This is a genomic window from Pseudomonas brassicacearum, from assembly GCF_003732175.1.
GTDB lineage: Bacteria > Pseudomonadota > Gammaproteobacteria > Pseudomonadales > Pseudomonadaceae > Aquipseudomonas > Aquipseudomonas brassicacearum_G.
This window is the reverse complement of the sequence record NZ_MOBI01000007.1, coordinates 68,127-94,014: the sequence shown is the minus strand read 5'-3', so window position 1 is coordinate 94,014 and position 25,888 is coordinate 68,127. Positions and strand designations below refer to the sequence as shown.

At 59.3% G+C, this 25,888-nt stretch carries 22 protein-coding genes and 2 pseudogenes; 18 read left to right on the top strand and 6 right to left on the bottom strand.

What is annotated here, in order from left to right:
* The first annotated feature begins 101 nt into the window (after window positions 1–101).
* Both BK658_RS06640 and BK658_RS06635 read left to right on the top strand, forming a co-directional pair.
* Window positions 102–542 (top strand): CBS domain-containing protein, encoded by a 441-nt coding sequence (locus BK658_RS06640; protein ID WP_123581612.1) that lies wholly within the window; start codon window positions 102–104, stop codon window positions 540–542.
* Between the two features lie 95 nt (window positions 543–637).
* Window positions 638–2,257, top strand: coding sequence for a methyl-accepting chemotaxis protein (locus BK658_RS06635; protein ID WP_123581611.1), 1,620 nt, complete (start codon window positions 638–640; stop codon window positions 2,255–2,257).
* Between the two features lie 231 nt (window positions 2,258–2,488).
* Here BK658_RS06635 and BK658_RS06630 read toward each other — a convergent pair whose 3' ends face one another.
* Both BK658_RS06630 and BK658_RS06625 read right to left on the bottom strand, forming a co-directional pair.
* Window positions 2,489–2,686 carry a YbdD/YjiX family protein gene (locus tag BK658_RS06630; RefSeq protein WP_123581610.1) on the bottom strand — a complete coding sequence of 66 codons (198 nt, stop codon included), beginning with the start codon at window positions 2,684–2,686 and terminating at the stop codon, window positions 2,489–2,491.
* A gap of 15 nt (window positions 2,687–2,701) precedes the next feature.
* Window positions 2,702–4,759, bottom strand: a complete 2,058-nt coding sequence (locus tag BK658_RS06625; protein WP_123581609.1) for a carbon starvation CstA family protein — start codon at window positions 4,757–4,759, stop codon at window positions 2,702–2,704.
* A 368-nt stretch (window positions 4,760–5,127) separates the two neighbouring features.
* Between BK658_RS06625 and BK658_RS06620 the strand changes: the two genes are divergently transcribed.
* Both BK658_RS06620 and BK658_RS06615 read left to right on the top strand, forming a co-directional pair.
* A complete protein-coding gene (locus BK658_RS06620) occupies window positions 5,128–6,489 on the top strand; it encodes a cache domain-containing protein (protein ID WP_123581608.1) in 1,362 nt (453 codons plus the stop codon).
* Window positions 6,490–6,522: 33 nt separating this feature from the next.
* Window positions 6,523–7,155 carry a response regulator gene (locus BK658_RS06615; protein WP_054597410.1) on the top strand — a complete coding sequence of 211 codons (633 nt, stop codon included), beginning with the start codon at window positions 6,523–6,525 and terminating at the stop codon, window positions 7,153–7,155.
* Window positions 7,156–7,157: 2 nt separating this feature from the next.
* Here BK658_RS06615 and sorB read toward each other — a convergent pair.
* Together sorB and sorA are read right to left on the bottom strand one after the other, a co-directional pair.
* A pseudogene (gene sorB / locus BK658_RS06610) lies at window positions 7,158–7,547 on the bottom strand (SorB family sulfite dehydrogenase c-type cytochrome subunit); the annotation flags it as partial.
* 11 nt (window positions 7,548–7,558) lie between these two features.
* Window positions 7,559–8,800 carry a SorA family sulfite dehydrogenase catalytic subunit gene (gene sorA, locus BK658_RS06605; protein WP_123581607.1) on the bottom strand — a complete coding sequence of 414 codons (1,242 nt, stop codon included), beginning with the start codon at window positions 8,798–8,800 and terminating at the stop codon, window positions 7,559–7,561.
* A gap of 365 nt (window positions 8,801–9,165) precedes the next feature.
* Here sorA and BK658_RS06600 point away from each other — a divergent pair, with 365 nt between their 5' ends.
* From BK658_RS06600 to BK658_RS06575, 6 genes are all read left to right on the top strand, one after another.
* A complete protein-coding gene (locus BK658_RS06600; protein ID WP_123581606.1) occupies window positions 9,166–9,834 on the top strand; it encodes an ATPase in 669 nt (222 codons plus the stop codon).
* Between the two features lie 406 nt (window positions 9,835–10,240).
* The gene (locus BK658_RS06595; protein ID WP_123581605.1) at window positions 10,241–12,541 is read left to right on the top strand and encodes a hypothetical protein; all 2,301 of its coding nucleotides are present in this window, start codon (window positions 10,241–10,243) and stop codon (window positions 12,539–12,541) included.
* A 105-nt stretch (window positions 12,542–12,646) separates the two neighbouring features.
* Window positions 12,647–14,329, top strand: a complete 1,683-nt coding sequence (locus BK658_RS06590) for a hypothetical protein (RefSeq protein WP_123581604.1) — start codon at window positions 12,647–12,649, stop codon at window positions 14,327–14,329.
* A gap of 4 nt (window positions 14,330–14,333) precedes the next feature.
* A complete protein-coding gene (locus BK658_RS06585) occupies window positions 14,334–15,302 on the top strand; it encodes a hypothetical protein (protein WP_123581603.1) in 969 nt (322 codons plus the stop codon).
* Window positions 15,299–16,201 carry a hypothetical protein gene (locus tag BK658_RS06580; protein WP_123581602.1) on the top strand — a complete coding sequence of 301 codons (903 nt, stop codon included), beginning with the start codon at window positions 15,299–15,301 and terminating at the stop codon, window positions 16,199–16,201. Before BK658_RS06585 ends, BK658_RS06580 begins: the two co-directional genes overlap by 4 nt.
* A gap of 407 nt (window positions 16,202–16,608) precedes the next feature.
* A complete protein-coding gene (locus tag BK658_RS06575) occupies window positions 16,609–16,878 on the top strand; it encodes a hypothetical protein (RefSeq protein WP_123581601.1) in 270 nt (89 codons plus the stop codon).
* Window positions 16,879–16,978: 100 nt separating this feature from the next.
* Here the strand turns inward: BK658_RS06575 and BK658_RS06570 are convergent.
* Window positions 16,979–17,242, bottom strand: a pseudogene (locus BK658_RS06570) (hotdog family protein); the annotation flags it as partial.
* Entirely contained in the window at window positions 17,243–17,773 is a 531-nt protein-coding gene (locus BK658_RS06565; protein ID WP_259740060.1) for a LysE family translocator, read from the bottom strand.
* Window positions 17,774–17,920: 147 nt separating this feature from the next.
* Between BK658_RS06565 and BK658_RS06560 the strand changes: the two genes are divergently transcribed.
* The 8 genes from BK658_RS06560 to BK658_RS06525 all read left to right on the top strand — a co-directional run bounded on the left by BK658_RS06560 (window position 17,921) and on the right by BK658_RS06525 (window position 25,790).
* Window positions 17,921–18,373 carry an Lrp/AsnC family transcriptional regulator gene (locus tag BK658_RS06560; RefSeq protein WP_123581600.1) on the top strand — a complete coding sequence of 151 codons (453 nt, stop codon included), beginning with the start codon at window positions 17,921–17,923 and terminating at the stop codon, window positions 18,371–18,373.
* 356 nt (window positions 18,374–18,729) lie between these two features.
* Window positions 18,730–19,749: a LacI family DNA-binding transcriptional regulator gene (locus BK658_RS06555; protein ID WP_123581599.1), complete on the top strand. Its 1,020-nt coding sequence runs from the start codon at window positions 18,730–18,732 to the stop codon at window positions 19,747–19,749.
* Window positions 19,733–20,737, top strand: a complete 1,005-nt coding sequence (locus tag BK658_RS06550) for an ABC transporter substrate-binding protein (protein ID WP_123581598.1) — start codon at window positions 19,733–19,735, stop codon at window positions 20,735–20,737. The genes BK658_RS06555 and BK658_RS06550 overlap by 17 nt, the downstream gene beginning before the upstream one ends.
* Window positions 20,738–20,752: 15 nt before the next feature.
* Complete coding sequence (locus BK658_RS06545; protein WP_123581751.1) at window positions 20,753–21,607, top strand: ABC transporter permease; 855 nt, start codon at window positions 20,753–20,755, stop codon at window positions 21,605–21,607.
* Window positions 21,604–22,398, top strand: coding sequence for an ABC transporter permease (locus tag BK658_RS06540; protein WP_123581597.1), 795 nt, complete (start codon window positions 21,604–21,606; stop codon window positions 22,396–22,398). The genes BK658_RS06545 and BK658_RS06540 overlap by 4 nt, the downstream gene beginning before the upstream one ends.
* On the top strand, window positions 22,395–23,426 hold the full coding sequence (locus BK658_RS06535; RefSeq protein WP_123581596.1) for an ABC transporter ATP-binding protein: 1,032 nt from the start codon (window positions 22,395–22,397) through the stop codon (window positions 23,424–23,426). The genes BK658_RS06540 and BK658_RS06535 overlap by 4 nt, the downstream gene beginning before the upstream one ends.
* 23 nt (window positions 23,427–23,449) lie before the next feature.
* Complete coding sequence (locus BK658_RS06530) at window positions 23,450–24,280, top strand: phosphodiesterase (RefSeq protein WP_123581595.1); 831 nt, start codon at window positions 23,450–23,452, stop codon at window positions 24,278–24,280.
* A 190-nt stretch (window positions 24,281–24,470) separates the two neighbouring features.
* Window positions 24,471–25,790, top strand: coding sequence for an OprD family porin (locus BK658_RS06525; protein ID WP_123581594.1), 1,320 nt, complete (start codon window positions 24,471–24,473; stop codon window positions 25,788–25,790).
* Window positions 25,791–25,888: the final 98 nt, after the last annotated feature.

Sequence of the window (25,888 nt, the reverse complement as noted above, 5' to 3'; positions counted from 1 at the left end):
TGGTTTTAACACCGCACAAGAACAGGCAAAGGCGCCTGGAACCGAAAGGTTTCAGGCGTTTTTTTTTGCTTTTTTAACCATGATTGACGTCGGAGGTCCGTATGAAAACAGCCGCACAATTGCTCAAGCTGAAGGTCGTGCAGAACCAGCAAGTACATAGCATCGCGCCAGACCAGATGGTCCTTGAAGCGCTGAAGCTGATGGCCGAAAAGAATGTCGGTGCTCTACCCGTCATAGAGGAGGGGCAGGTGGTCGGCGTTATCAGCGAACGCGACTATGCGCGCAAGGTTGTTCTACAGGGGCGCTCTTCGGTCGGTACGCCGGTCAGGGCCATCATGAGTGCGCCCGTCGTGACGGCAGACAGTCAGCAGAGCATCGAGCGCTGCATGGAGGTCATGACCGACAGTCATTTGCGCCATTTACCGGTGCTGGAGGGCGATCAACTGATTGGCCTGTTGTCGATTGGGGATCTGGTCAAAGAAGCCATCGCCGAGCAGGCCGACCTGATACGGCAACTGGAACACTACATTCGCGGACATTAAAGCGACCATGGGTGAGCTGGATTCAAGGCTTATTGGTACATGAAGTTTTCAAATGTGCTGCCCGTCGGGCAGGTACTAATCAGGGAGCATTTGATTTGGCCAAGTTAAGTACGGCTCAACGTATCGTCATCGGCTTTGCGATCGCGCCGTTGGTACTGACAGGCCTGGCGTTCTATGCGTTGCACGACCTGGCAACGCTCAAGGAACAGGCAATGGTGATCGTCAAACAGGACTGGCCGAAAATCGATCCGATCATGGTCATTGCCACAGGTGTTCGGGACAACGCCAGGAACACCCGGGATTTGCTGATCGACAAAGACAATCAGCAAGCGCAACAGGCCATCGATGCCACCAAAAAGCGCATCAGCCAGGCACTTGAAACGCTCGAGCCGTTGTTCGATCTGCCGGAAGGCAAGGCTGCCTATGTAGCCCTGAAAAAGAATCGCGAGGCTTACGTCGCCGCGTTCACCCAGGCGCAAGCGTTGATCAGGCAAGGCGCCTTTGATGCCGCGATGGCGCAGTTGAAACAGCAAGTCATCCCCGCCGAACAGCTGGTTTATAAAAGCCTGGACGTCCTGATGGCGCTGCAAGGGCAGATCTTCGCCGATCGTGAAAGGTCGGCGCAGGCCCTGTACAGCGATGCGCGGCTGAACATGCTGGGGTTGCTGGTTTTCTGCCTGGCCTCGGTCATCGCCGCGGCGGTCATCGTGACGCGTAGTGTCACCCGGCCCTTGGGTGGAGAGCCTGATGTTGCTGCGCAGGTATTGAGTCAAATGGCGCAGGGCGATCTGACGATTCAAGTGCCGGTGAATGCCAATGCCGACGGTAGCGTGATGATGAACATGCACCAGATGCAGCAAAGCCTGAATGCGATGGTTAAACACATCGCGGCGTCGGTCGATCAGGTGGCCAGTTCGTCCGAAGAGCTGAGTGCAGTCAGCAGCCAGACCCGTGACAGTCTGCAGTTGCAGAGCCTGGAGATCGAGCAGGCTGCGGCGGCGATCAATCAAATGACGGCGGCCGTCGACGAGGTCGCACGCAATGCCGTCAGCACCAGCGAGGCGTCCCGGGTGTCGGAGCAAACCGCACAGCGCGGCCGTGAACATGTTCAGGAAACGGTGGCCTCGATAGGCACGCTGGCGGATGGCATGACGGATACCTCGCAGCGTATCCAGCAATTGGCCGGGCGCGTACAAGACATCAGCACGGTGCTGGACGTGATTCGCAGCATTGCCGAGCAAACCAATCTGCTGGCTCTCAACGCGGCAATTGAAGCAGCCCGTGCCGGTGATGCCGGACGGGGTTTTGCGGTAGTCGCCGACGAGGTGCGGGCACTGGCCCATCGCACTCAGGTGTCGACCCAGGAAATCGAGCAGATGATTGGCAACATTCGGCTCGATACCGGGCACGCGGTGACCGCCATGCAAAGCAGCGGTTACCTGGTGCAGACGACCCTGGAAGTCGCGCAACGCTCAGGCGAGGCACTGGAAGCGATTACCCGGTCAATCTCGCAGATCAATGAACGCAACATGATGATCGCCAGCGCCACGGAGGAGCAGGCATTGGTCGCTCGTGAGGTGGATCGCAATCTGGTGAGCATTCGTAACGTGTCCGGGCAGGTCTTGCTGGGTGCCCAGCATACCCATGCCGCTGGTCTGGAATTGGCGCAGATGGCAGGCGCACTGCACCAGACGGTGGCGCGGTTCAAAATCTAGATAGCCACGGGGCTGGCCACCAGTATCGTTTGCGAGGCCGAGTAGCGAATCTGCGTTAAAGGAACGGATCACTAACGAAAAATGGGAGCTGCTCCGTGTGGGAGCGAGCCTGCTCGCGATGACGGCTGAACATTCAACATTGCAGCTGACTGTCAGACCGCTATCGCGAGCAGGCTCGCTCCCACAAAAAGCCTGCTCCCACATCACATCTGATAACCCGCTGTCAGCGGGTCAACAGCACTTCGGCCCACCCTTGCCACCGTAACGGGCCTCCTGGCGTTCCCGAAAGAACACCTCGTAGCTCATCACCGGTTTGTCCGGGTGTTGGGTTTGCATATGCTCGACATAGGTGTCGTAGTCGGGCATGCCGACCATCAGGCGCGCAGCCTGACCGAGGTATTTACCGAGGCGACTCAAGTCATTGAACATGCTTGCAACCCTCGATTACGCTTCTGGAATAGCCTGGAATGGCGATTCTTTATCCGTGCGCTCTTTGCTGCTCCAGGCGGAAATACCGACCTTGATCGCATAGAACAGGATGCTGAAGACCACGAACAGGAACAGCGCCGTCAGCGTTGCGTTGGTGTAGGCGTTGTAGATCACGTGCTGCATCTGCGTGATGTCCTTGGCCGGCGCGAGGATCTGACCGTTGGCCAGGGCATCGCTGTATTTTTTGGCCAGCGACAGGAAGCCGATCGCAGGGTTAGCGTCGAACAGCTTGATGAAGCCTGCGGTGGTGGTGCAGATCAGCAGCCAGGCGGCGGGCAGCAAGGTCACCCAGATGTAGCGCTGGCGTTTCATTTTGATCAGCACCACCGTGCCGAGCATCAGCGCGATGCCGGCCAGCATCTGGTTGGAGATACCGAACAGCGGCCACAAGGTGTTGATGCCACCCAGCGGGTCGATCACGCCTTGGTACAGCAGATAACCCCACATTGCCACGCACCCGGCGGTCGCGATCAGGTTGGCAGTCCAGGATTCCGTGCGTTTAAGCGCCGGAACGAAGGAGCCGAGCAAATCCTGCAGCATGAAACGCCCGGCACGCGTACCGGCGTCGACCGCCGTCAGGATGAACAGCGCTTCGAACAGGATCGCGAAGTGGTACCAGAACGCCATGGTGTTTTCACCCGGCAGAACGCTGTGCAGGATCTGCGCGATACCGACCGCCAGGGTCGGCGCACCGCCGGCACGGGCCAGGACGGTGGTTTCACCGATGTCCCTCGCCACTGCTTGCAGGGCTTCCGGGGTAATCATAAAGCCCCAGCTGCTGACGGTCTGAGCCACCTGTACCACGTCACCGCCGACGATTGCCGCCGGGCTGTTCATGGCGAAGTAGACGCCCGGTTCGATCACCGAAGCCGCCACCATCGCCATGATCGCCACGAAGGACTCCATCAGCATGCCGCCGTAACCGATGTAACGGGCATGACCTTCACTGGCCAACAGTTTCGGGGTAGTCCCGGAAGCGATCAGCGCATGGAAACCCGAGACCGCGCCGCAGGCAATGGTGATGAACAGGAACGGAAACAACCCGCCTTTCCAGACCGGCCCGGTGCCGTCGATAAACTGGGTCAGCGCCGGCATTTTAAGCTCGGGCATGGTGATCAGGATGCCGATTGCCAAGGCCATGATGGTGCCGATCTTGAGGAAGGTCGACAGGTAGTCACGCGGTGCCAGGATCAGCCAGACCGGCAATACTGCCGCAACGAAACCGTAGCCGATCAGCATCCAGGTGATCTGGATCCCGGTAAAGGAGAAGACCTTGGCCCAGACCGGATCAGCGGCAATCTGCCCGCCCAGCCAGATCGAGCCGAGCAACAGCAGCACGCCGACAACGGAAATCTCACCGATGCGGCCCGGACGGATGTAGCGCATGTACACGCCCATGAACATCGCGATCGGGATAGTCGCCATCACCGTGAACATGCCCCACGGGCTATCAGCCAGGGCCTTGACCACGATCAGCGCCAACACCGCGAGGATGATGATCATGATCAGGAAGCAGCCGAACAGCGCGATGGTCCCGGGAATCTGCCCCATTTCTTCACGGACCATATCGCCCAGGGAACGGCCGTTGCGGCGGGTGGACATGAACAGGACCATGAAGTCCTGAACGGCACCGGCCAGCACCACGCCGGCGATCAGCCAGAGCGTGCCGGGCAGATAACCCATTTGCGCCGCCAGTACCGGGCCGACCAATGGCCCGGCGCCCGCGATGGCCGCGAAGTGGTGACCGAAAAGAATGTGTTTGTTGGTGGGTACGTAGTCCAGACCGTCGTTGTTGATGACGGCGGGGGTGGCTCGACCGGGATCGAGCTGCATCACCTTATTGGCGATAAACAGGCTGTAATAGCGGTATGCGACAAGATAGATAGCGACTGCTGCGACTACGATCCAGAGGGCGTTGATGGCTTCGCCGCGGCGCAGGGCCACGACACTCAGCGCAAAAGCTCCCAGGACAGCCACGGCAAACCAGGCGAGGTGTTTAGCCAGACGGGTCATTGCGTGTCTCCTGCCGACAGCCAGTGGACTGCGGCGGTAATTTTTATAATTGTGTCCGCTATGCGGAGCTGGCCCAATATCCACGCATGCTGTCAATAAATGTATCCGCACGACTACGTACGTACCGCCTGCGTAGTTCTACGTAGACGACGCTGATCTCCTTGTGGGAGCGAGCCTGCTCGCGAAGGCGGTATATCAGACGACATCGATGTTGAATGACAGATTGCATTCGCGAGCAGGCTCGCTCCCACAGGGGCTGCATTTCAACTGAGCAACAGGTCATTCCGTCCAGCGCCGCTACTGGACGCGCGTATCTTTGGCATATGATGCCGGGCCTTCGCTTTCCCTCGGTCCGGTCAGGAGCAGAGATGCAGCTCAAACATAAAATCGTCGCGCTCGGGATTCTGCCGCTGGTGTTGGCGATTGCTGTCATCTGCGCGCTGGTGATTTCCCTGAACCGCCAACTGGGTGATCAACAGACGCAACTGATCGAAGACAGCATTCTGGCCAGCAAGCGTGCAGAACTGAAAAACTACGTCGAAATGGCGCAAAGCCTGATCGCGCCGCTGTACGACAACGGCAAGGGTGACGAGCACGCACAGCAACAAGTGCTGGAAGAACTGCGTAAGCTCAGCTTTGGTATCAATGGCTACTTCTTCGTCTACGACCGCCAGGGTCGTAGCCTGATGCACTCGCGGCAGTCGGAACTGGTGGGTAAATACCTGTGGGACATGAAGGACCCGCACGGTCTGCCGGTGATCCAGGCGTTACTGAAAAGCGCGGAGTCAGGGGAGGGCTTTCAACGCTATGCCTGGAACAAACCCTCTTCCGGTCAAGTGACCGACAAGCTCGCCTATGTCGTGATGCTGGATCGTTGGGGCTGGATGCTCGGTACCGGCATCTACCTTGAGGACGTTGAGCGCGCAACACAGCAGGCGCGTGACGAGGTGGCTCAGGGCATCCGCAAAACGATGCTCGCAATTGCCGTAGTAGCCCTCGTGGCAGTGCTTTTCGTCTTCGCCAGCGGCATGACGCTGAACGTCAGCGAACATCGTCTGGCCGACAAAAAACTTCAACGGTTGACCCAGCGTATCGTCAGTTTGCAAGAGGAGGAGCGATCACGGATTTCCCGTGAACTGCACGACGGTATCAGCCAGGTACTGGTGTCCATCAAGTTTCAGTTCGAACTGGCCAGCCATGTGCTGGAGAGTGGACAGGACACGGGATTGAGCATTTTAAGAGAGGCCACGGAGCGCCTCGGAGACGCGATTGGCGAGGTTCGCAGCCTCTCTCACAACCTGCGCTCGTCGCTGCTCGACACACTGGGTCTGTCGGCGGCGATCGGTCAACTCGCCGCAGAGTTCGAGCAACGCAGCGGACTGGTGGTGACCTACAACAACAATGAGTTCGAGTGTCATCTGGTCGATGGGGCAGCGGTCTCGTTGTTTCGCATTGTGCAAGAAGGCCTGACCAACATCGAACGACATGCCCAGGCCCAAAACGTATCCGTTACCCTGCACGGGTCCGAAGAGTCCATACGGCTGACGGTGGTCGATGACGGTGTCGGTTTCAACGTCGCTCAAGTCGAACGCCGCCACTCCGGTATAGGGCTGCGGAACATCCGTGAACGAGTCGAGCATTTTGGTGGACGATTCGAACTTGCATCGACGCCGGGAAGAAGTGTCCTGGACGTTCTGCTGCCAATGAAAATGCCCGGTCCGAAACACTGACTCAACCAATAACAACAAGAGTGAATGCCCCTGATGAACCTGTCCTACCCAATCCGCGTCGCCCTGGTCGACGATCATTCCCTGGTCCGTGACGGGATCAAGGCTCTGCTGGCGGTCATGTCCCCCCTGGAAGTGGTGGGAGAAGCCGAGAGTGGCGCCGAAGCGATTGAGATGGTGAGGCTCTGTCAGCCGGACCTGTTACTGGTCGACATCAGTCTGAAGGACATGAATGGACTTGAGCTGACCCGAGTGTTGAGCAAGCAATATCCGTTGCTCAAGATTCTGGTACTCAGCATGTACGACAACTATGAGTATGTGAGTGAGTCTGTGCGTTCTGGTGCCAGCGGCTATGTGCTGAAGAACGCACCTTCACGGGAAATCATTGCGGCCATTGAAGCGATTGCCAGCGGCGGAACGTTTTACAGTGCAGAGATCGCGCAGAGGCTCATCGCCGACAAGAATACCGAGAACGAGCTGACGCCGCGCGAGAGCCAGGTGCTGTGCAAGATGGCTCTGGGAATGAACAACAAGGAAATGGCCCGCGAGCTGGACATCAGCGTTCGGACGGTGGAAACCCATCGATTGAGCATCCGTCGCAAACTCAATATCGACAAGCCCGCGGCCTTGGTCAAGTACGCGATGGACCACGGGATTATTTCGCATTAAGGCTTGGCTACAGGCGCCGCCGGGGTTTGACCTGCCGATGGGGTTGAGGCGGCCTGCACATCGGCATCGCTCGCATTAGCACTGCCGTAGGTCACCGCAAGGTACGCGCCGATGATGCTCACATCCTGATCGCTGATCGGAGCGCCATACACGTGCTGCATCTTGCTCGCTTCCCCAGTCCACTGCGCCAGGCTCATACCGGGAGGCTGGAAGTTGATGTAGTCGGCAGAATGGCAGGTGGAGCACTTCTGTTGAGCCAATGGGTAGCCGGGCAGGGCATCGGGTTTGAACACAGCCGTTTCGGGCGGCAACGTGATCGATAGTGGCGCTGCGTTAGCCATGGTGGCTAAACAAACCTGAACTACGCAGAGCAAGGTGGTCATGCGTTTCATGCGGGGCCCCCTCAGGCGATGGTCACGTGGCTGGTTTCTACAACGTGGCGGCGGTAGCCACCGGGGTTCCAGTCGGCTCGCAGCGGCTGCGTCTCGCCCGCACGGTTACTGGCTCGCACCATCAACTGTGTGGCGCCCTTGCTGGTAAAGGTGATCGGCAGCGTCCACTCGCGGAAGGAGAAACGGCCAAGGTCCTGACCAAGCTTGGCTTCGCGCCAGGTTTTCCCGCCATCGATCGACACTTCCACCTTGTTGACCCCATCGCCGCCGTCGAACGCAATGCCCTTGAGCACCACGCTTTTTTTCAGCGGCAACACATCGCCGTGTTTGACGCTGGTGATGAAGCTGCGTACCGGCAGCTTGGAAATCGGCCGCGTTTGCGCCGCAGTGGTGCCGGGGGCGACACAGAAACAATCGTTGTCTGGAACCCGGTAACCTTTTGCCATGAAGAAACCGTCATAGGTGTGATCAACGACTTCGATCTCACTCAGGTGTTTGACCCAGTACGTACCGAAATAACCTGGCACCACCAGACGTATCGGGTAACCGTTGAGGAATGGCAGGTCGATTCCGTTCATCGACCAGGCGATCATGGGCTCGCCGTCCATGGCATGGCTGATGTCCAGGGCTTTGATGTACTCCGGCGTGCTCGGCAGCACTGGCTTGTCGAGCCCACGGAATGTCACTTGCCTGGCGTCGGCTTTCACCCCGGCCTTTTCCAATACCGCCTTGAGCGGTATTCCCACCCAGCGGGCATTACCCATTGAACCATTGCCCAGTTGAGCGCCGAACACGCGCGGCATCGAGAAGCCGCGGCTGTTACCCGAACATTGATTGACGGCCACCACTTCTACCGGTTCGGCCAAAGCCTTGAGTTCTGCAAGGGAAAGCGACAGCGGTGTGTTGACCGAGCCCTTGATCGTCAGGCGGTAACTTTCCGGATCGATGCTGGTAGGGATATTGGCCAGATGGTAACGCACAAAAAACGCGTCATTCGGCGTGATGGGCCCTTCGTTGAAGACGGGGAATGGCGTCTCAAGGTGCGGCGGGCGGGTGGTCACCAGGGTCAACGGACGTTTTTGCGGGTATTGCACCAGCGGCCGTGGCTCGGCAGCAAAGGTCACTTCTTCCGGTGTTTCGTCGTCTGCCTTGGCAAGGTTGGCCAATGGCGACGCTGCCAAAGCCAGGGCGAAGGCATCGCGTAGAACGCGCCGGCGGCTCGGGTTGCTGTTATCAACAAGACTGAACTTCATGCTGTTCTCTCTTTGTTTTTTACTGAGATGTATCTGACAGCGTCCCCCACATACACCAATGGGGGAGGAGGGGTATCCGATGTAATGCGCAAGTGGGTTTTCAATTAACTGACCGACTTCGATTAGCAAGCCAGTATCGTCACGCGCAAAGCGACTGCTTTTCATTGAGCGTCAGTGACTTGGCATTTGATGACAGACGATACCGACATGTGAGGTATAGCCTGCCCAAGCTCAACACAACTGTAGCTCATAGGCTTCCCACCATTCGTTCAGTCGATAGTTATCATCACGGAATGCAAGTTCTGTTTTTCCGGCAAAGGAGGAGGATGGCGCTATACCGAAGCCGCTTCTGAAGGAACTGCGCGATGAGAATCTCTACCTTGCTGGCACTTGTCGCCGTTTTGACCGGCAGTGTAGCCGCCACAGCAACGACCTACGCGGCGGAACAGTCCTGCCATTTTTTACCCGTGGTCGACAGCACCATCGGCCTGCAGCACGCTCAGTCGGTGGGTGTGCTCTACAGCGAAAATACCCTCAACACCCTCGAATACCTGGAGCAGTACCATTCGGTAGCGCTGAACGGCGCGAAGAACCCTGCGCTCGACTCGCGCATCAGCAGCGCGTTCGTCAGCAGCTCCGATCCGAAACTGGCGATCAACTGGCTGATGGGATCGCTACAGAAAGAGTTCGCCTCGGTGACCGTCTACGACAACCTCGACGCGCTGGTGCAAGCCCGTCCTGACGTGGTGGTGATGCTGGACACTTACAGCCGCCTGGTGTCCAAGCGCAACAACCAGGTTGAAGCGCGATTCATGGCCAAGTTCTACGACTCGAACCTGCAATACATCGGCAAGGCCGAAGGCTCGCGTGAACAACAAATGCCTTCGGTCTGGGTTCATGGCAAAGCAGCGCCAGAGATCGCCGCGCAGATCGACCGGCAAACCGAGCTGCAATTGAGCGCGCTGAAGCAGTTTGATGCGTCACTGAAGACGCTTGTGTCGTCCAGCGAAGTGGCTCAGCTCGCAAACAACTGATGCGCCAGCCCCTAAACCGCATCCGCGAAATATACGAACCGACACCTAGCGTCGGTTTTTGGGTTCAGCAGTAAACGGTGCACCTTTATCCGGATCGGACAGCATTCGGCTCGATACGAAACGCAAAATACATGCCATGCGCACCTACCAGTTCTGGTAGTTGTCAGTGCTCAAAAATATCCGAATGATGAGCCGGCCGCTCACTCGGCCGTATCAACAACCCAAACAATGCCCACCGGCGCGCCCGAAGGAAAACGGGAGCTATCGCTCGGATTATCGATGCTTCGGCGTCGAATGCATTCGCATGCCGTGGGGTAGTCGGCATGAGGCAAGGGGCACCAGCTTCGGCCGCGATACACGCAGGCCGCGACGCTCACTTCATGTCACACGTTAGGGAGACAGAGTCATGTTGGATATCGGAAGCTCGGATACCTTGAAGTACGATTTCGGCGGAAGGTCATACACGATCCAGATTTACAAGGACAATCAGGACGCCAAAAAGTATTACGTCGTTCCGCAGCCGCAATTCGCGATCGCCGCGAGCGGTCTGCCGGAATTCTCGCTGCGGCAGTTCAAGAATGGCAAAGGTGTTTCCGGACAGTGCAATTTCCAGACCGTGCTGCAAACGCCGCCGGGGGCCATCGAGGCCGTGCAGAGGAAGTTCGGCAACGACATCCGGATCGGCGGCTGGGACTGGACCCTCGGTACGACCTGGTTCAACTACCAGTATCCCGACGACAACGAGCAGATGCGCAGCTATTCGGCGGTAGCCTGGCCCTCTCTGGCGCCGACGACCGGTGACATCGGGCAGGCGAGTGCCCGCGCGTCGTTCTCGATCTCCCTGCCGGACCAGGCCGCGGTCGCTGCGTTTATCACCGCGTTCGGCAGCTCGGGTGGCGGCGGCACGTACGATGTCCAGTACCAGATGCACGTGCCGGGATCGTTGCCGGGCGTGTCGGTCACGGTTGGATTCGACTCGAGCGCCGCCTATCAGTACGAGCAGACCATCCACATCGACAAAAACGTCTGGGGTTCGGAAACCAGCCGCACCGTCGACGTCAAGCAGTACCTGAGCCAGTCGCAGGCCGGCACGATCGATTATATCTGGGGCAAGATCGACCCGATGTCGGCGCAGGGGCAGGCGATCACAAACTGGGCGCAGCAGACGTTGCAGAATGCCGTCACCCAGTCGGTCAATTCGACCATCGCGATGATGCAGACGAATAATCCGTCAGGAAACGACTACACGTTCAGCATGAGCCAGGTGAGTTCGTTCTCGTACACGAACACGCAGAACACAGTGGTCGACTGGATTGCGCAGTCGTCGACCCTGCTGCCCGCCTTCTCGAAGGATGTGTGGGACCGGGTCTACGAGGTGGTCGACTACAGCCCGCTCTCGGTCGTGTTCCAGCTTACCAACGTCGACCTGATCAGCGCCGGGGTCGCGTCGGTGCAGGTCCTGGCGCAATCGCCGTCGGGCAACGACTCCGAGACTCTGACCAAGGACACAACCAGTTGGATCTTCAAACGCCCCGCGGTCACCAATCCGGATGGTTCGCCCAACCTGCGCTATTCGTACAAATACATCGTCACCTACACGGACAAAACGTCGTATGAGTCGCCGACGATCCAGCGTGACGCCGCCGTCGAGGGACAGGCGAGCGTGACGTTCAATGCCGGCTCGCTCGCAGCGCTGGCCGTTACGTTCGAGACGTCGGGCATCCAGTTTGGCACCTCTGAGCAATCGGTGCGGCAAGTGCAAGTCGACTTCGTATTCGTCAACACCAACGTGGCCCCCGGCCAGGCGGCAGAGGCCAAGACGAAGAGCTATGTGTTCCATGCGAACGAGGAAAAGTGGCCCGTATCGTTCCTGACTGCGCTCCCCTATACGACGAACTACACCTACTCGGTGCTCTACGTCATGGGAGATGGTTCGCGCGTGACCCTCGCGCCCAGCCAGCCGATCAACGATAACTCCGTGCAGATCGGATCACCGCTGGCCCTGCAGCAGGTCACCCTGTATCCGGTATGGGCGAAGGACATGGAAAACGTCTATGTGTCCGCATACTACGTCGATCCGGACAACAGCGTGTCGGTGCAGGGCAATGTCTGGCAGGTCGAGAAGAAAGGCGATTCGATCACCCCGTGGAAATTCCTCGCGCCGAACAACAAGAACGCTTACTGCGACGTGACGGTGCAATACGTGGACGACGGCGAAATCGTCAGTTACCCGACGCCGTTGTACGTGCCGCAGCGGCAACCGATCAACGTTACGGCGAAGCAGACTCCGTTCATGGTGACCATCGATCCGTCGCTGATCCAGTGGAACCTGTATGACATGGTCAAGATCGACGTCTACCTGCTGAATGCGACCGGGCAACCGATCAAGCAACACCCGTTCCAGTTCCTCAAGGGAACGGGCAGTCAGTACTACTCGTTCATGCTCGACGGACAGGTGCCCAGCCTGACCTGGTACTACTCGGGCGCCTACTATCCGAAGGACGCATCGCCAGTCGTCATCCAGCAGACGAAGATGACGTCGGCGCTGCTCGTGCTGCCGAGGATGTGGAGCAACAAGCAGGTATTGGCCAACGAACGGCCCTACCTCGTTCCGCAAGAGCATGCGCACGCGATCGAGGCGGCCCACCTCCGTCTGCTCACGGGCATCAACCTGGCCGACGAGGAAGAGCTCGCGAGTGTGAAATAACGTGCGCCACCGCCCGGCTCGCGTCGGGCGGACTGCAATGCCGCGGGGGAAGCGACGCTGTCGCCCCCCGCATTTCCTGCACGCACCCACCGGTTCGGAGTCACCATGGCGAACATCCTCTATCGCATCGTCGGTCACGGGCTGGACGGGGATATCCCGCCGCTCAGCTTGATCGTGCTGAACCTCGTTTACCTCGACACAGATCACAATTACTGCGCGAACCACTGGTGCGCACTCACCGCTGAACATCCGGAGGACACGTGGCAGTTCGACCCCGGTCCCGCCACCGCCGGCGTCGTCCTGTATGACGGCCAGCAGTTCGGACTCACCGGCGAAGTCACACCGATTCCACTCACGGTGGCCGACGGCACGACGATCCAGGTCGGTGCCGGCATTTCCGCCACCATCGCCGTCACCGTCACACCGCTGCTGATCGACTGGGGCCGGGTCACGCGCGTCGACGCGGAGCTCGCCGGCCACCCGCTGACCTTCACCGCTGCCAGTGCCACCGCCCGCTGGCTGTCGCTGCCGGCCGCGGGCTACCCATGGACGGCGACCTACACGCTGAACGACGGCTCGATCTGGGCGCAATCGGGAGCCGGCGCGACGCCGCTGCTGGTGCTGCCGGCGCTGCCGCCCGTCACGCCTGTCACCTTCACGCCGGTCGCGGACTACTTCGAAACGCTGCCGATCGAATCGATCGCGCTGACCGTCGCAAACCCGGGCGGGTCGCCTGGCCACAGCATCTTCAACCCGGGCCACACGCAGCCGTGGTCGACCAGCATCTTCCAGACGGCAATCTCCCCGGTCGCGTGGCGGCTCGACTACCGCTATCGCTACGTCGTCACGTTCAAGCCGAATGCGGGACTTCAGCCGTTCGACTCGGGCGAGATCGACGGGCATGGCGCGACGTCGATCACGCTCGACGAGGTCGGCATTCGCAATTTCGTCCTGGCCGACGCGATGCCCGCTCTTATCCAGAGCGTCATCGTCCACTATGAATCCGGCGAAATGAGCGACAAGCACGTGCTGCCTGCGCTCCTCGTCGCGCGCAAAAACTATACGCCGGGCTTGTTCTCGTACTGGCTCGAATACAAGATCGCCGGCAAGACGCCGGACTCAAACGGCGAGGAAACCGGCACCGTCTTCCAGCCCGGTACGCAGCCCGCCCTCGCGTTCGTCAGGGCCACGTCTGTGCTGCAGGAGAAATCGGTCACGTTGACCGCGCGCAAGCTCGGCGCGGGAGATCAGGTGCAGCTTGCGCTCAGCACGAGCGAATCGGGTAACCTGGGCATCCCGTCACGGAAATGGGCGATCCAGGGCATCGGTCCGGCGAATGTCACGCTCAACCGCGCCCATCCGTCCGTCACGTACAGGTACATGGTGGTCGATCCGGATTGCGCCGCGACCAGCTTCACGGGCACGCTGCTGGCCAACGACGAACTGACGCCGATCGATGTCCCGACGGCCGCCGTCAGCGTGGACATCACGCCTGATACGCTGCCCGCGTCGGTCACGCTCGATCCGTCGCGGATCGACTGGAGCGTGAACGAGCACGTGAAGGTGACGGTAACGTTCACGAACCCGCCGAACGACGGGCAAGACTTCCCGTTCACGCGCGAAAGCGGCTACGAGTATGCAAGTAGCACGGCCGTCGACGGCGTGACGCCGATCTACGGTTACGTTGCCCGCTATTACCTGGAGGACGGGACGACGCGTATCGAGTCCGCAGACAATCAGACAAGCATGCTGCTGGTTTTGCCCCCACGCGGCACCGGACAGGGGTAGCGCGATGGCCTGGCACCCAGCACTCGAACGCGCGCTGCACATCGCCCGGCACTTTCACGGCGACGACGCGGAGGAGGCGCGCACACGGCTCCTGCGCCTGCTCGACGATCACGTCCGTGCAGCCGACGGCTTCACGGGCAGCCTGCTGACCATGAGCGGCTTCCCGGTCGAGATCGCGTTCTCCACCGCCGACGATGCGTTGCGCTATACGCTCGACCCGGCGCTGCCCGGCAGCGATCCGCGCGGCGGGGTCGATGCCGCGCTCGGGCAGCTTGCGGCGCTCGGCGCCACACCGGCGCCCGCGTCCACCGTCGACGCGGTTCGCCGGTTCCAGGCCGGTCATCCGCTGCGCTTCGGCGCGTATATCGGTGTACGGCATCGCGCAGGGCAGTGTCGCGCCAAGCTCTACTTCGAGGTGCCGAAGGACGCGGCGGCCGATGCCGACTCCTTCGCCGCCGACGTGATCGGCAGGCCCAAGTCGCTCCCGGACAAGCGCCAGCACATCGAGCTGATTGGCGTGGACCCCGACTCGCAGCGCACGGAGTTCTACTCGCGAATCGAAGGCATGATCGCGCCGGACCTGGTCGCGCTGCTCGCGCGGGTGAATCTCGCGTCGCGCTACCGCGAACTCGTCGAGCTGTTGGGCGAATGCTGCGGCGTACCGATCTGGCGCGAGCTTCCGGGCGATCTGTACGGTTTCAGCTATTCGGTCTCCGCGCGTGGCGAGCCGACCGCGTTCACGCTCTACACCCACGCGCGCGCGCTGTTCGGCGGCGATGGACGGACCCGTGCGCGTATCCTGGAGCTTGGCCGGCGCCACGGATGGGACCTGCGCTTCTACGCGCAATTGACGGAGCCGCTCGCCGCTCTCGACGACCCGACGACCCATCACACGATGTTTGGCATCACCGTGCACGGCGACGCCGAGTTCGGCGTCACGTTTGGCGTTGCGCCGCCTCTGGAGCCGGCATGAGCGTCGTCCACCTGACCGCCACCGCCACCGCCGCCGCGCTGGATGCGCTGCTGGCCGCGCAATCGCCCAGCGGCGCATTCGGGTCCGTTGTCGATCTGCCGACAGGCCCGGCCGCCGACGAGAACGGTTTCGTGACCGCGCTCGTCCTGCATGAGCTCTCGGCATGGCCCGCCACACCGGCGCTGACCGCGGCCCGCATGCGCGCGCTCGACTTCCTGGCGTGCTGCGAGCGGACGGACCGGCGCGGCGCGTTCTCGTTCTATCCACCCGATCGCCAGCCGGAGTGGATGCCCATTGCGCTTCTGCCGGACGCCGACGACACCGCACTCTTCACGCTCGCGCTGGTCGACGGCGGCCGCTGGCCGGCGCAGCGGCTGACGCTCGCCCCGCGCCACGTGCTCGAGGCTTTTCGCCTGAGGTGGGTCGCAGCCGACGCAAAGCCCTGGCATCGCGAAGGCGTCTATCTGACCTGGCTGGATGAATTGGTCTATCCGAATATCGTTGATCTTTGCGTGAATATCAACGTTGCCGCGTTGCTCAAGCGCGCGGGGCCGGAGCATGCTGCCGGACTGGCCGCGATCGTCGACATGGTGGATGCCGGACTCACGTGGGCGGGCGCGTCGCCGCAGCGAGCGTTCCTACTGACGCCTTACTATCCGCATCCGGCCGAACTCGGTCATGCGATCGATCGCGCGATCCGCCTGGGCGTGACCGAATTGCTACCGTGCCGGGACAAACTGCGGGACCTCGGCTGGTCGTACGCGGCCGATCCTGCCGGCTGGCCGCTCAATACCCCGGTCTGCAGCTCGGACGATGGGCGAATCGTCTGGCGTGCGCCCGTGCTCCAGCAAGCGCGGCAACTCTGTCGCCGCCGAGATGCGAGAGCGCATCATGAATAGCCAATGCCTTACATCTCACACAGTCAAATGCGGACATACTTTCCACTTAAGTTTGATAGCTTAAAGCCATCCAGCGGCTTACCCGATCAGCAACGCCGCCGCAGACAAGACACGGAGGTCTGGCTGTCATTATTCATCGATGACCGTTTCTGTCAGGGACAAGGATCTGAAGTTGGCGACCACTACCCATGTCCTCCATGACCATACGTCCGCACCCGCCTGCCACTTGATGGCACGCGTTGCTCGACTCTTGCGGCATGTACCGGTCTTTTCCAAAAGCGCTGTTTCACGACAAACAGGGCGGTGCGCAAAACCACGCAGCACAATGGATTCCGGAAACCATTAAATAAACGGGGCGAACTCCGAAAAGCCAGACGAGTAGGAACTTATATATGGAGATATATCGTATGTCGGCTCAAGAAAATTTCGTTGGCGGATGGACTCCTTATCACGAACTGACTCCAAAGGATCAGGAAGTATTCGATGTAGCCCTGGCCGGGCTCGTGGGTGTGCACTACACGGCTGAACTGGTTTCGACCCAGGTCGTCAACGGCACCAACTATCGTTATCAGGCGAAAGCAACGCTGCCTGGTTCGCCAAGCAGCTGGCAAGCGATCGTGGAAATTTACGCGCCTATTAATGGCGAGCCGCATATCACCCAGATCATCCGGATCTAAGCACGTATCAACTCCGTCGGGTCGCGCACGGATTGCGAGACCCGATGTCTACAGGGCGGATCACGGACGCACCTGGCGGCAGGCGCCAAACTCCAGGCAATCAACTCATGGATTGGGCTGCACCGTTTGACGGATCCCCTTCAGAAAGCATCTGCTTGAGGCATTCACGTTCTTCCGTTCCGGGTAGCACTCCAGTCGTCGTCGCCTTCATCACCGTGATTCCCTCTGCGTTGAACATCCTGACCTCGGCTTTCGCGTGACCGCGTTCATCTACTTCAGTGATGAGCCAGTGACAGGCGATCTGTTCCTGCGCGTAAACCGGTCGCTTGAACTCGAAACTCATTCCTGTCGCCAGCCAGCCGATTTACCCGCCAATCAGTACGACCTGTGAGCCAAATCCGACCAGCAGATAGACCACGCCGCAACTGACCGTGTGGATGAGCCCCAGCGCAATCATCTGCATCGGCACAGGCCAGGTTGCGGTGGTGTCGGTGAACTGAGGCAAAAGCGCCAGGAACAGCAGGAACACCTTCGGATTCAGCCCGCTTACGCAAAGCCCCTTGATCGCCCAGCGCTTCCAGGAACCCGACGTCTGAACATCATCAGAGTGTGGCGTAGCGGGGCGGGCAAGCATGTTTATACCTAACCAAAGCAGATAACCCGCCCCGGTAACGGTCAGCGCGGACAAGGCAGCGGGGTGGTTGGCCACCAGCGTGCCGACACCACCGGCAACGATCATGGTTGCGATCAAATGGCCGGACAAGAGCCCGCCCACGGCGGGTATGACCACTCGGCCCTTCAAGCCCGCGGAAATCGCATAGGCCCAATCTGCGCCTGGTGTGATGACGAATAGAATCGACACTGCCCAAAAGGCAACAAAAACGCTCAAGGTCATGGCGCTACCCACCGATGTTGCTGACACACCGAGTGCTGCATTGTCTCGCTCCGGTAATTATTGGTGCGAGGAAGAATAATGAATTATTGTTAGAATTTAATTCTAAAGATAATCAACGGATTGCTGCGCAGGGGTAGATTCTTCTAAATGGACAGGATTGATCGCAAGATTCTTTCTGAGCTGCAAAAGGACGGTCGCCTTTCGGTCACCGAACTCGCCGAGCGCGTGGGACTGAGCCTTTCCCCTTGCCATCGACGGGTGCGGGCACTGGAAGAGTCAGGCGTGTTACTCGGCTATCGAGCACAACTTGATCCAGGTGCATTGGGCCTTAACTTTTCCGCCATGGTATTTGCCACATTGCATGAAGGTGACAGGCAGGCGGTTGAGGCCTTCGAGAGGGCGCTTGTCGATATCCCGCAAGTAGTCGACGCTCAACGATTATTTGGCGAGCCGGACTACCTGTTGCACGTCATTACTCAGGATTTGCCTGCGTTTCAAAGGCTCTACGATGAGAGCCTTTCAACGCTGCCCAACGTGCAACGCCTGACCTCAACGCTTGTCATGAAACGTGTGGTTCAGGACAGGCCCCTACCTTTGTGACCGGTAAAAAGCTCACATAAAGTTGATGTCCAGCTTTCCAGACAACGCACAGCCAGCACGGGTGCGTGGTTAAACACGCGCCCACTTAACTGTTAGCTCTGATAGGAGCAGGCAATGTGAAGCGGCCTTGCAGGCTTTTCAGGCGCTCTCCATGGATCATGCTCATGGGGTCATTCTGGATGTCTCGGCAGCCGCTGTTTCATTTGCTGGCGTTGACTATTAAGCAGTTCTGATCCGCCTGTTGGCCTGTCAATTGAGCGTCATTCCTGACATCGAAATGTCATCTGTCTATCGCGGGAACGCCATGTCCGCTGAGTAATCTTCTCGCCAATGAGATCGATCTCAAGCGAGCGACAATGACTGATTTGAAAGAGGTTGCACGGCTGGCAGGTGTTTCGCGGGCGACCGCAGCGCGAACCTTTGCCTCCCCCGAAGTGGTACGTCCGGCCACTCGAGAACAAGTATTTGCTGCAGCGCGCGAGTTGGGTTTTCGGCCCAACCGTCTTGGCCGTCAACTACGCCTGCAAACCACCAACCTGATCGGTGTGGTGGTTCCCAATCTCCTTAACCCGGTGTTCGCTGAACAGTTTCAGGCGATGGAACGCGCTGCGCGTTTACGTGGTTACAACCTATTGCTGGCAACTACCGACTACAGCAGCGAGCGCGAAAGCGCGGTAGTCGAGGAGTTGTTGCGGCGTCGGGTTGACGGTCTGGTCCTGACGGTGACCGATGCCAAGAGCAACCGCGTGCTGCAAAGCCTCGCCAGCGAAGACACCCCCTTTGTGTTGGCCTATCACCAGCCCGGCAATCCGGACTACAGCACCGTGTCGGTGGATAACCGCACAGGCATGGCGCTTGCCACTCGTTATTTGCTGGAGGCGGGGCACTGGAGGATAGGCATGGTCGCAGGTCCTGCCTTGCAGTCCGACCGCGCTCGCCTGCGTCACGCCGGTTATTGCGACGCGATGCGTGAGGCCGGACTCGACAGCCTGCCGGTGATCGAAATGCCCGCCCATACCCAGGCTGACTTCGCCGCCATCGAGCCGTTACTGCACGGCCCGCAGGCGCTCAGTGCGCTGGTCTGTTCCAACGATTTGCTGGCGATCAGCCTGATTGCGGAACTACGGCGCAACGGCTGGAACGTGCCCCGGCAGATTTCGATCATTGGCTTTGACGGTATCGCCCTTGGTACCCAGATGCATCCGACGCTGTGCAGCGTTGTTCAACCCATCGCGACGCTCGCTTGTACCGTGATCGATCAATTGTTGGCGCAGATCGCTGGTGCCGCACCGGTTTCCCATTGCCTGCCTTGCCATATCCGGCCGGGCGAAAGTACTCAACCCTACGAGGAGATGCGTGATGATTCGCTTCCATAAAACCCTGGCGACATTGCTGCTATGTGGCGTGGCCAACCTGGCCTTGGCCGCCGAAACGGCGATTTGCTACAACTGCCCGCCGGAGTGGGCGGACTGGGGCACGCAACTCAAGGCGATTGCCAATACGACGGGCGTGCAGGTCCCGCTGGATAACAAGAACTCCGGCCAGGCACTGGCGCAGTTGGTAGCCGAACAAGCTGCACCGGTAGCCGATGTGGTGTATTACGGCGTCACCTTCGGTTTGCAGGCGCAAAAGGCCGGCGTGGTCGGCACGTATAAACCCAAGGGGTGGGAGCAGATTCCTGCTGGCTTGAAAGACCCGGAAGGTCACTGGTTTGCGATTCACTCCGGCACTTTGGGCATCATGGTCAACGTCGATGCACTGGGTGGCTTGCCGGTGCCGCAAAGCTGGAGTGATCTGCTCAAGACGGAATACAAAGGCATGGTCGGCTACCTTGACCCGTCCAGCGCTTTCGTCGGTTATGTCTCGGCGGTGGCCATCAACCAGGCCATGGGCGGTAGCCTGGACAACTTCGCGCCAGCCATCGATTACTTCCAGAAACTCGCAAAAAACGCGCCCATCGTACCCAAGCAGACGGCTTATGCCCGGGTGCTGTCCGGCGAGTTGCCCATTCTGGTCGATTACGACTTCAACGCCTATCGGGCGCGTTACAAGGACAATGCCAACGTCGCGTTCGTGATTCCCAAGGAAGGCAGCATCAGCGTGCCTTACGTGATGAGCATGGTCGGCAACGGCCCACATCGGGCCAACGCCGAGAAGGTGTTGGATTTCGTCCTTTCCGATCAAGGTCAGGCACTGTGGGCCAAGGCGTATCTGCGGCCGGTACGAGCTACGAAAATGCCTGCGGATGTTGCCGCGCAGTTCTTGCCGGACTGCGACTACGCCCGGGCCGGCGTAGTCAACTATGAACAGATGGCGGCGGCGCAGGAAGCCTTCTCTGCGCGTTATCTGAGAGAGGTCAAGTAAGTGACGGCCTCGGTAGTGATCACTCGGAAAGTACCTGCGTGGCAGGCCATCGTCCCGTCCCTGCGGCCGACCGCTGCCTGGTCGCTGGCGCCGGCAGCAACGGTGCTGTTCGCGTTCTGGTTATTGCCACTGGCGCATCTGATTGTGCTGGGTGGGCAAAGTCGCGATGGCAGCGAGAGCGGCTATTGGCAAGTAATTAGCAGCGCACAATATCTGGGCAGTCTGGCGCAGACCTGCATTCTTGCACTTGTGGTGACCCTCGCGGCGCTCTTGGTGGGTGGCATCAGTGGGGTGTTTCTCGCTCGCCAGCGCTTCTTCGGCCGCTCGGCATTGGTCGCCTTGTTGACCTTCCCGCTGGCGTTTCCCGGCGTGGTGGTCGGTTTCCTGGTGATTCTGCTGGCCGGTCGCCAAGGGTTGTTCGCCACCCTTGGCCTTGAGCTGGCGGGTGAGCGCTGGATTTTTGCTTATTCATTAATGGGGTTGTGCATTGGCTACCTGTACTTCTCGATTCCGCGGGTGATCCTTACGGTGATGGCTGCTTGCGAAAGCCTGGATCGCAGCCTGGAGGAAGCCGCCCATTCACTGGGAGCGGGTCATTGGCGAGTGGTCTGCGATGTCATCGTGCCCGGTTTGGCGCCGGCATTGATCTCGTGCGGGGCGATCTGCTTTGCAACCTCTATGGGGGCATTTGGTACGGCGTTCACTCTGGGCACTCGGCTGAACGTGACTCCCGTGGCGATCTACAACGTGTTTACCAACTACGCCAATTTCGCCGTGGCCGCTGCGCTGTCGGTGGTGTTGGGCGCGCTGACCTGGGCCGTGCTGTTGCTGGCCCGGCGGTTGGTCAAACAATCGAGGACGCTCTTGTGAAACGCTCAACGCTGTTTGTCGGGCAACTGGCTTTTACCTTGCTGGTCTGCGCGTTCATGTTGGTGCCCGTGCTGATGTCGCTGTTGGCCGGGTTGACGCGTAATTACTTCCAGGGGATTTCAAGCGGGCTGACGTTCGATTGGCTGGTGCAAGTCTGGCAGGCCTACTCTCCGACCGTCTGGCTATCACTGCAACTGGCTGCGGCCTGTGCGCTATGTGTCTGTGTGGTTGGCGTACCAGCGGCTTACGCGCTGGTACGGATGAACAACCGCTTCAGCCGCGCGTTCGAGGAGTTGATGGTGTTGCCGGTGGCGATGCCAGGTCTGGCCAGTGCTTTGGCATTACTGCTGACCTATGGTCAGTTCGGTGGGTTTCGAAGCAGCTGGTTGTTCATTCTCGTTGGCCATGTGTTGTTCACCCTGCCTTTTCTGGTGCGCCCAGTGATGGCGGTGATGCAGCGCCAGCATCTGCCGGTTCTGGAGGAGGCGGCGGCCAGCCTCGGGGCCGGGCCGCTCCAGCGTTTCTTCAGTGTGGTGGTGCCCAACTGCCGAGCGGGGATTCTCGCCGGGGTGTTGATGGTTGTGACCCTGTCGCTGGGTGAGTTCAACCTGACCTGGATGCTTCACACCCCGCTGACCAAGACATTGCCGGTGGGGCTGGCCGATAGCTACGCCTCGGCCAGGCTGGAAGTCGCCAGCGCCTACACGCTCATATTCCTGTTGATGATCGTGCCGCAACTCATTGCATTGCAGGCCATCAGCGCCCGTCTTTCCCGTGGAGAAAAACGATGACCGGAACCACCATTCGCCTGGAGGGTTGCCGCAAGGCATTCTCCGATGGCACCGTTGCCGTACATGATCTGGACCTGACCGTCGAAGCAGGGGAAACCCTGGCGATCCTCGGCCCTTCGGGTTGCGGTAAAACCACTACCTTGCGTTTGATCGCCGGTCTGGAGCGACCGGACGTGGGGCAAGTGTTTTTTGGCGACAGTAACGTCACGCACTTGCCTATCGAGCGTCGCGACGTGGGCATGGTGTTCCAGAACTACGCGTTGTTTCCGAACCTGGATGTGGCCGGCAACATCGTCTATGGCCTGAAAATTCGTGGCCTGTCACCCGCCGAACGCAACAAGCGTTGCTCAGAATTGCTGGAGTTGGTGGGGCTGCAGGATCACGGCAAGCGCAGCATTCATGAGTTGTCCGGCGGTCAGCGCCAGCGGGTCGCCCTGGCCCGCGCCCTGGCACCCCGACCTCGGGTGTTGCTTCTCGACGAACCCTTGGCTGCATTGGACGCTCAATTGCGTGAACGCTTGCGCAGCGAGTTGGATCAGCTGTTACGCGGTTTGGGAATTACGTCAGTGTTCGTCACCCACGATCAGGGTGAAGCCATGGCGCTGGGCGATCGCATCCTGGTCATGGAGCGCGGTCGCGTCGCGCAGTTGGCCAGCCCGAGAGAAATCTATCAGCAACCAGCCAACGCTTTCGTCGCCAGTTTCGTGGGAAACCTCAATGCGTTCCCGGTGATCGAGCGCACGTCCCATGGCTTGAAAGTCAGTGGCGGTGAATTGCCATGGAATGGCGACAATCTGCCCGCCACTGTGTATTGCCGCCCCGAGCATCTGCGGGTGATGGACAGCCAGGGGCATCTGCGCGGGTGTCTGGTAGGGCAGTTTTTTCAGGGTGCCCAAAGCCGTTTGTTGGTTGATGTCGGCGCCGCACAACCCTTGTTGGTGGACAGCACCGATGGCGTTATCCACGCACCTGGCGCGCTGATTGCCTTGGCCGTCGAGCCACAAGTGCTGTTCACCCTGCAATCGTGATGTTTTGCTTTTAGAGGCCTATTTTGAACCGTCCGTTTCTCATTGCGCAGCTCAGCGATCTGCACCTTAAAGCGGGGCAGCGTCTGACTTATGGTGTCGTCGATACCCTTGGCGCGTTGCGTCGCGCTATTGATCATTTGAATGCCAGTGATCCGCGCCCCGACATCGTTGTGATCAGTGGCGACCTGGTGGACTTCGGTCGTCCAGATGAATATGCCGTGTTGCGCTCCGAACTCGCACGATTGTGCATACCTTTCTACCTGGTGCCCGGCAACCACGACAAACGCGAGTATCTGAGGGCAGCATTTGCCGATCACACCTACTTACCGATATCCGCCGGTACGCCACTGGATTGGGTGGTTGAGGAGTATCCGTTGCGGCTTATCGGTCTGGACACGACCATTCCCGATGCCCATGGCGGTCAGTTGCTGGACAGCCAATTGCGCTGGCTGGATGAACAACTGTCGCGTCGTCCCGATGCACCGACACTGTTGGTTCTGCATCACCCGCCGTTTATCAGCGGCATTGGCCATATGGACCGCGAGCCGTTCATCAATGCATCGGCGCTGGAGCAGGTCATTGCCCGCCACCCGCAGGTGGAGCGTTTGCTGTGCGGGCATTTGCATCGGCCGATGCAGCGACGTTTCGGTGGCAGCCTGAGTTGTGTGTGCCCCGGTATCTCACATCAAGTGGTGCTGGATCTACAGCAAACCGCCCCGGCACATTTCAATCTGGAACCGCCCGGTTATCTGCTGCATCGCTGGCATGCGCAGGCTCTGGTGACCCATAACGTCGTGTTTGGTGAGTACCCCGGACCGTATCCGTTTTATGACGCTCATGGATTGATCGACTGACAATACAGGGACTTTCAAGGCACTTTTCTGACAGGGTTCTTCGGAGGTTTTAACCAACATCTCTCTCTGTTGATTGGCGACTTTTTTTGATGATTATTTAACGCATTGGCCAATCGCCTGATTGGCCGAGTGCTTCCTGCTGCCTTTTTAATCTGCCCGGAACATAGGTTTCGCGCTGGAGTTCGTCCTGATGAAAGCCACATTTCAAGTATTAAGTTTTTTGACCGGCGGCCTGAGTATTGCCCTGAGTCCCTTGGCGTCTGCCGATTTTATTAACGACAGCAAAGCCAACTTGAATTTGCGCAATTTCTATTTCAACAACGATAACCGTGATGGTGCCGCCGCGCCTTCAAAGACTGAGGAATGGGGGCAGGCCTTCATGCTCAATTATCAATCCGGGTTTACCGACGGCACCGTGGGGTTCGGTCTGGACGCTATCGGTCTGCTGGGGTTGAAGCTCGACAGTGGCACAGGTCGTCACGTCGGCGGCTCAATGTTTCCCAACGACGGTGACCAGGCTGCGGACCAATGGGGTCGTGTCGGTGCAACTGCCAAGATGCGTTTCTCCAAGACTGAACTGCGTTACGGCACCTTGCAACCGAAGTTGCCGATTCTGGTCTCCAACGATGGCCGCCTGTTGCCGCAAACCTTCGAGGGTGGACAAGTCACCAGCAATGAAATTGACAATCTGACCTTCACCGCCGGTCAACTTGAACACGCCACCGGACGTGCTTCCAGCGATAGTTCAGGTCTGGCTGTCGCGAGCGGTACCCGGGAAAGCAATAAATTCATCTTTGCCGGTGGCGATTACAAACTGACCAAAGACCTGACCGCCCAGTATTACTACGCCAATCTCGAAGACTATTACCAGCAGCACTTCGCCGGTTTGCTGCATGTGTTGCCGCTGGGTGAGTACGGGTCGCTGAAAACCGACCTGCGCTATTTCAAGACCACGTCCGATGGCAAGAACAGCAGCGTGGCCGGTCGCACCAGTGGCTACAAGATCGGCGGTTATACCAAAGACGGTAGCGGTGAAATTGACAACGATACGTGGAGCGCGGCATTCATTTATTCGTTGGGCGGCCATGCGATTACGGCGGAGTATCAAAGCGTTTCGGATGGCAGCAACTTTGCGCAACTCAATCAGGGCGGCCTGGTGGATAAAGGCGAAGCGGGTGCCAGCCTTTATCTCTACACCGACCGCACCATTCAGACATTCATCCAGGCGGGTGAGCGCACGGCATTCGCGCAGTATGCCTACGACTTCGCAGCGCTTGGCGTTCCAGGCTTGAAGGCATCGGTGATGTACCTCAAGGGCGATAGTATCAAGACTGCGAGTGGCAAGGACGCAGCCGAATGGGAGCGCGATATCGCTCTGGACTATGTGATCCAGAGTGGCACATTGAAGAACGTGGGTTTCGGCTGGCGTAACGCGATGTCCCGAAGCGATATCGCTCGCGACCAGGATCAGAATCGCCTGATCGTGAGTTATACGATTCCGTTGATGTAAGGGGGACGTTATTGACGAAACCCTGGAACGTTCGTGTCACGGGGCCGCACCGGCAGCGCTCAGACTGGAGTTTGTCCACTGCGCAAGGGTTCGATGTC

Bases quoted from the DNA above. Each gene is read 5' to 3' on its own strand.
- BK658_RS06640 (WP_123581612.1), top strand. From the start codon at position 102: ATGAAAACAGCCGCACAATTGCTCAAGCTGAAGGTCGTGCAGAACCAG.
- BK658_RS06630 (WP_123581610.1), bottom strand. From the start codon at position 2,686: ATGTTCAATGACTTGAGTCGCCTCGGTAAATACCTCGGTCAGGCTGCG.
- BK658_RS06625 (WP_123581609.1), bottom strand. From the start codon at position 4,759: ATGACCCGTCTGGCTAAACACCTCGCCTGGTTTGCCGTGGCTGTCCTG.
- BK658_RS06620 (WP_123581608.1), top strand. From the start codon at position 5,128: ATGCAGCTCAAACATAAAATCGTCGCGCTCGGGATTCTGCCGCTGGTG.
- BK658_RS06615 (WP_054597410.1), top strand. From the start codon at position 6,523: ATGAACCTGTCCTACCCAATCCGCGTCGCCCTGGTCGACGATCATTCC.
- sorA (WP_123581607.1), bottom strand. From the start codon at position 8,800: ATGAAGTTCAGTCTTGTTGATAACAGCAACCCGAGCCGCCGGCGCGTT.
- BK658_RS06600 (WP_123581606.1), top strand. From the start codon at position 9,166: ATGAGAATCTCTACCTTGCTGGCACTTGTCGCCGTTTTGACCGGCAGT.
- BK658_RS06595 (WP_123581605.1), top strand. From the start codon at position 10,241: ATGTTGGATATCGGAAGCTCGGATACCTTGAAGTACGATTTCGGCGGA.
- BK658_RS06590 (WP_123581604.1), top strand. From the start codon at position 12,647: ATGGCGAACATCCTCTATCGCATCGTCGGTCACGGGCTGGACGGGGAT.
- BK658_RS06585 (WP_123581603.1), top strand. From the start codon at position 14,334: ATGGCCTGGCACCCAGCACTCGAACGCGCGCTGCACATCGCCCGGCAC.
- BK658_RS06580 (WP_123581602.1), top strand. From the start codon at position 15,299: ATGAGCGTCGTCCACCTGACCGCCACCGCCACCGCCGCCGCGCTGGAT.
- BK658_RS06575 (WP_123581601.1), top strand. From the start codon at position 16,609: ATGTCGGCTCAAGAAAATTTCGTTGGCGGATGGACTCCTTATCACGAA.
- BK658_RS06565 (WP_259740060.1), bottom strand. From the start codon at position 17,773: ATGACCTTGAGCGTTTTTGTTGCCTTTTGGGCAGTGTCGATTCTATTC.
- BK658_RS06560 (WP_123581600.1), top strand. From the start codon at position 17,921: ATGGACAGGATTGATCGCAAGATTCTTTCTGAGCTGCAAAAGGACGGT.
- BK658_RS06555 (WP_123581599.1), top strand. From the start codon at position 18,730: ATGACTGATTTGAAAGAGGTTGCACGGCTGGCAGGTGTTTCGCGGGCG.
- BK658_RS06550 (WP_123581598.1), top strand. From the start codon at position 19,733: ATGATTCGCTTCCATAAAACCCTGGCGACATTGCTGCTATGTGGCGTG.
- BK658_RS06535 (WP_123581596.1), top strand. From the start codon at position 22,395: ATGACCGGAACCACCATTCGCCTGGAGGGTTGCCGCAAGGCATTCTCC.
- BK658_RS06525 (WP_123581594.1), top strand. From the start codon at position 24,471: ATGAAAGCCACATTTCAAGTATTAAGTTTTTTGACCGGCGGCCTGAGT.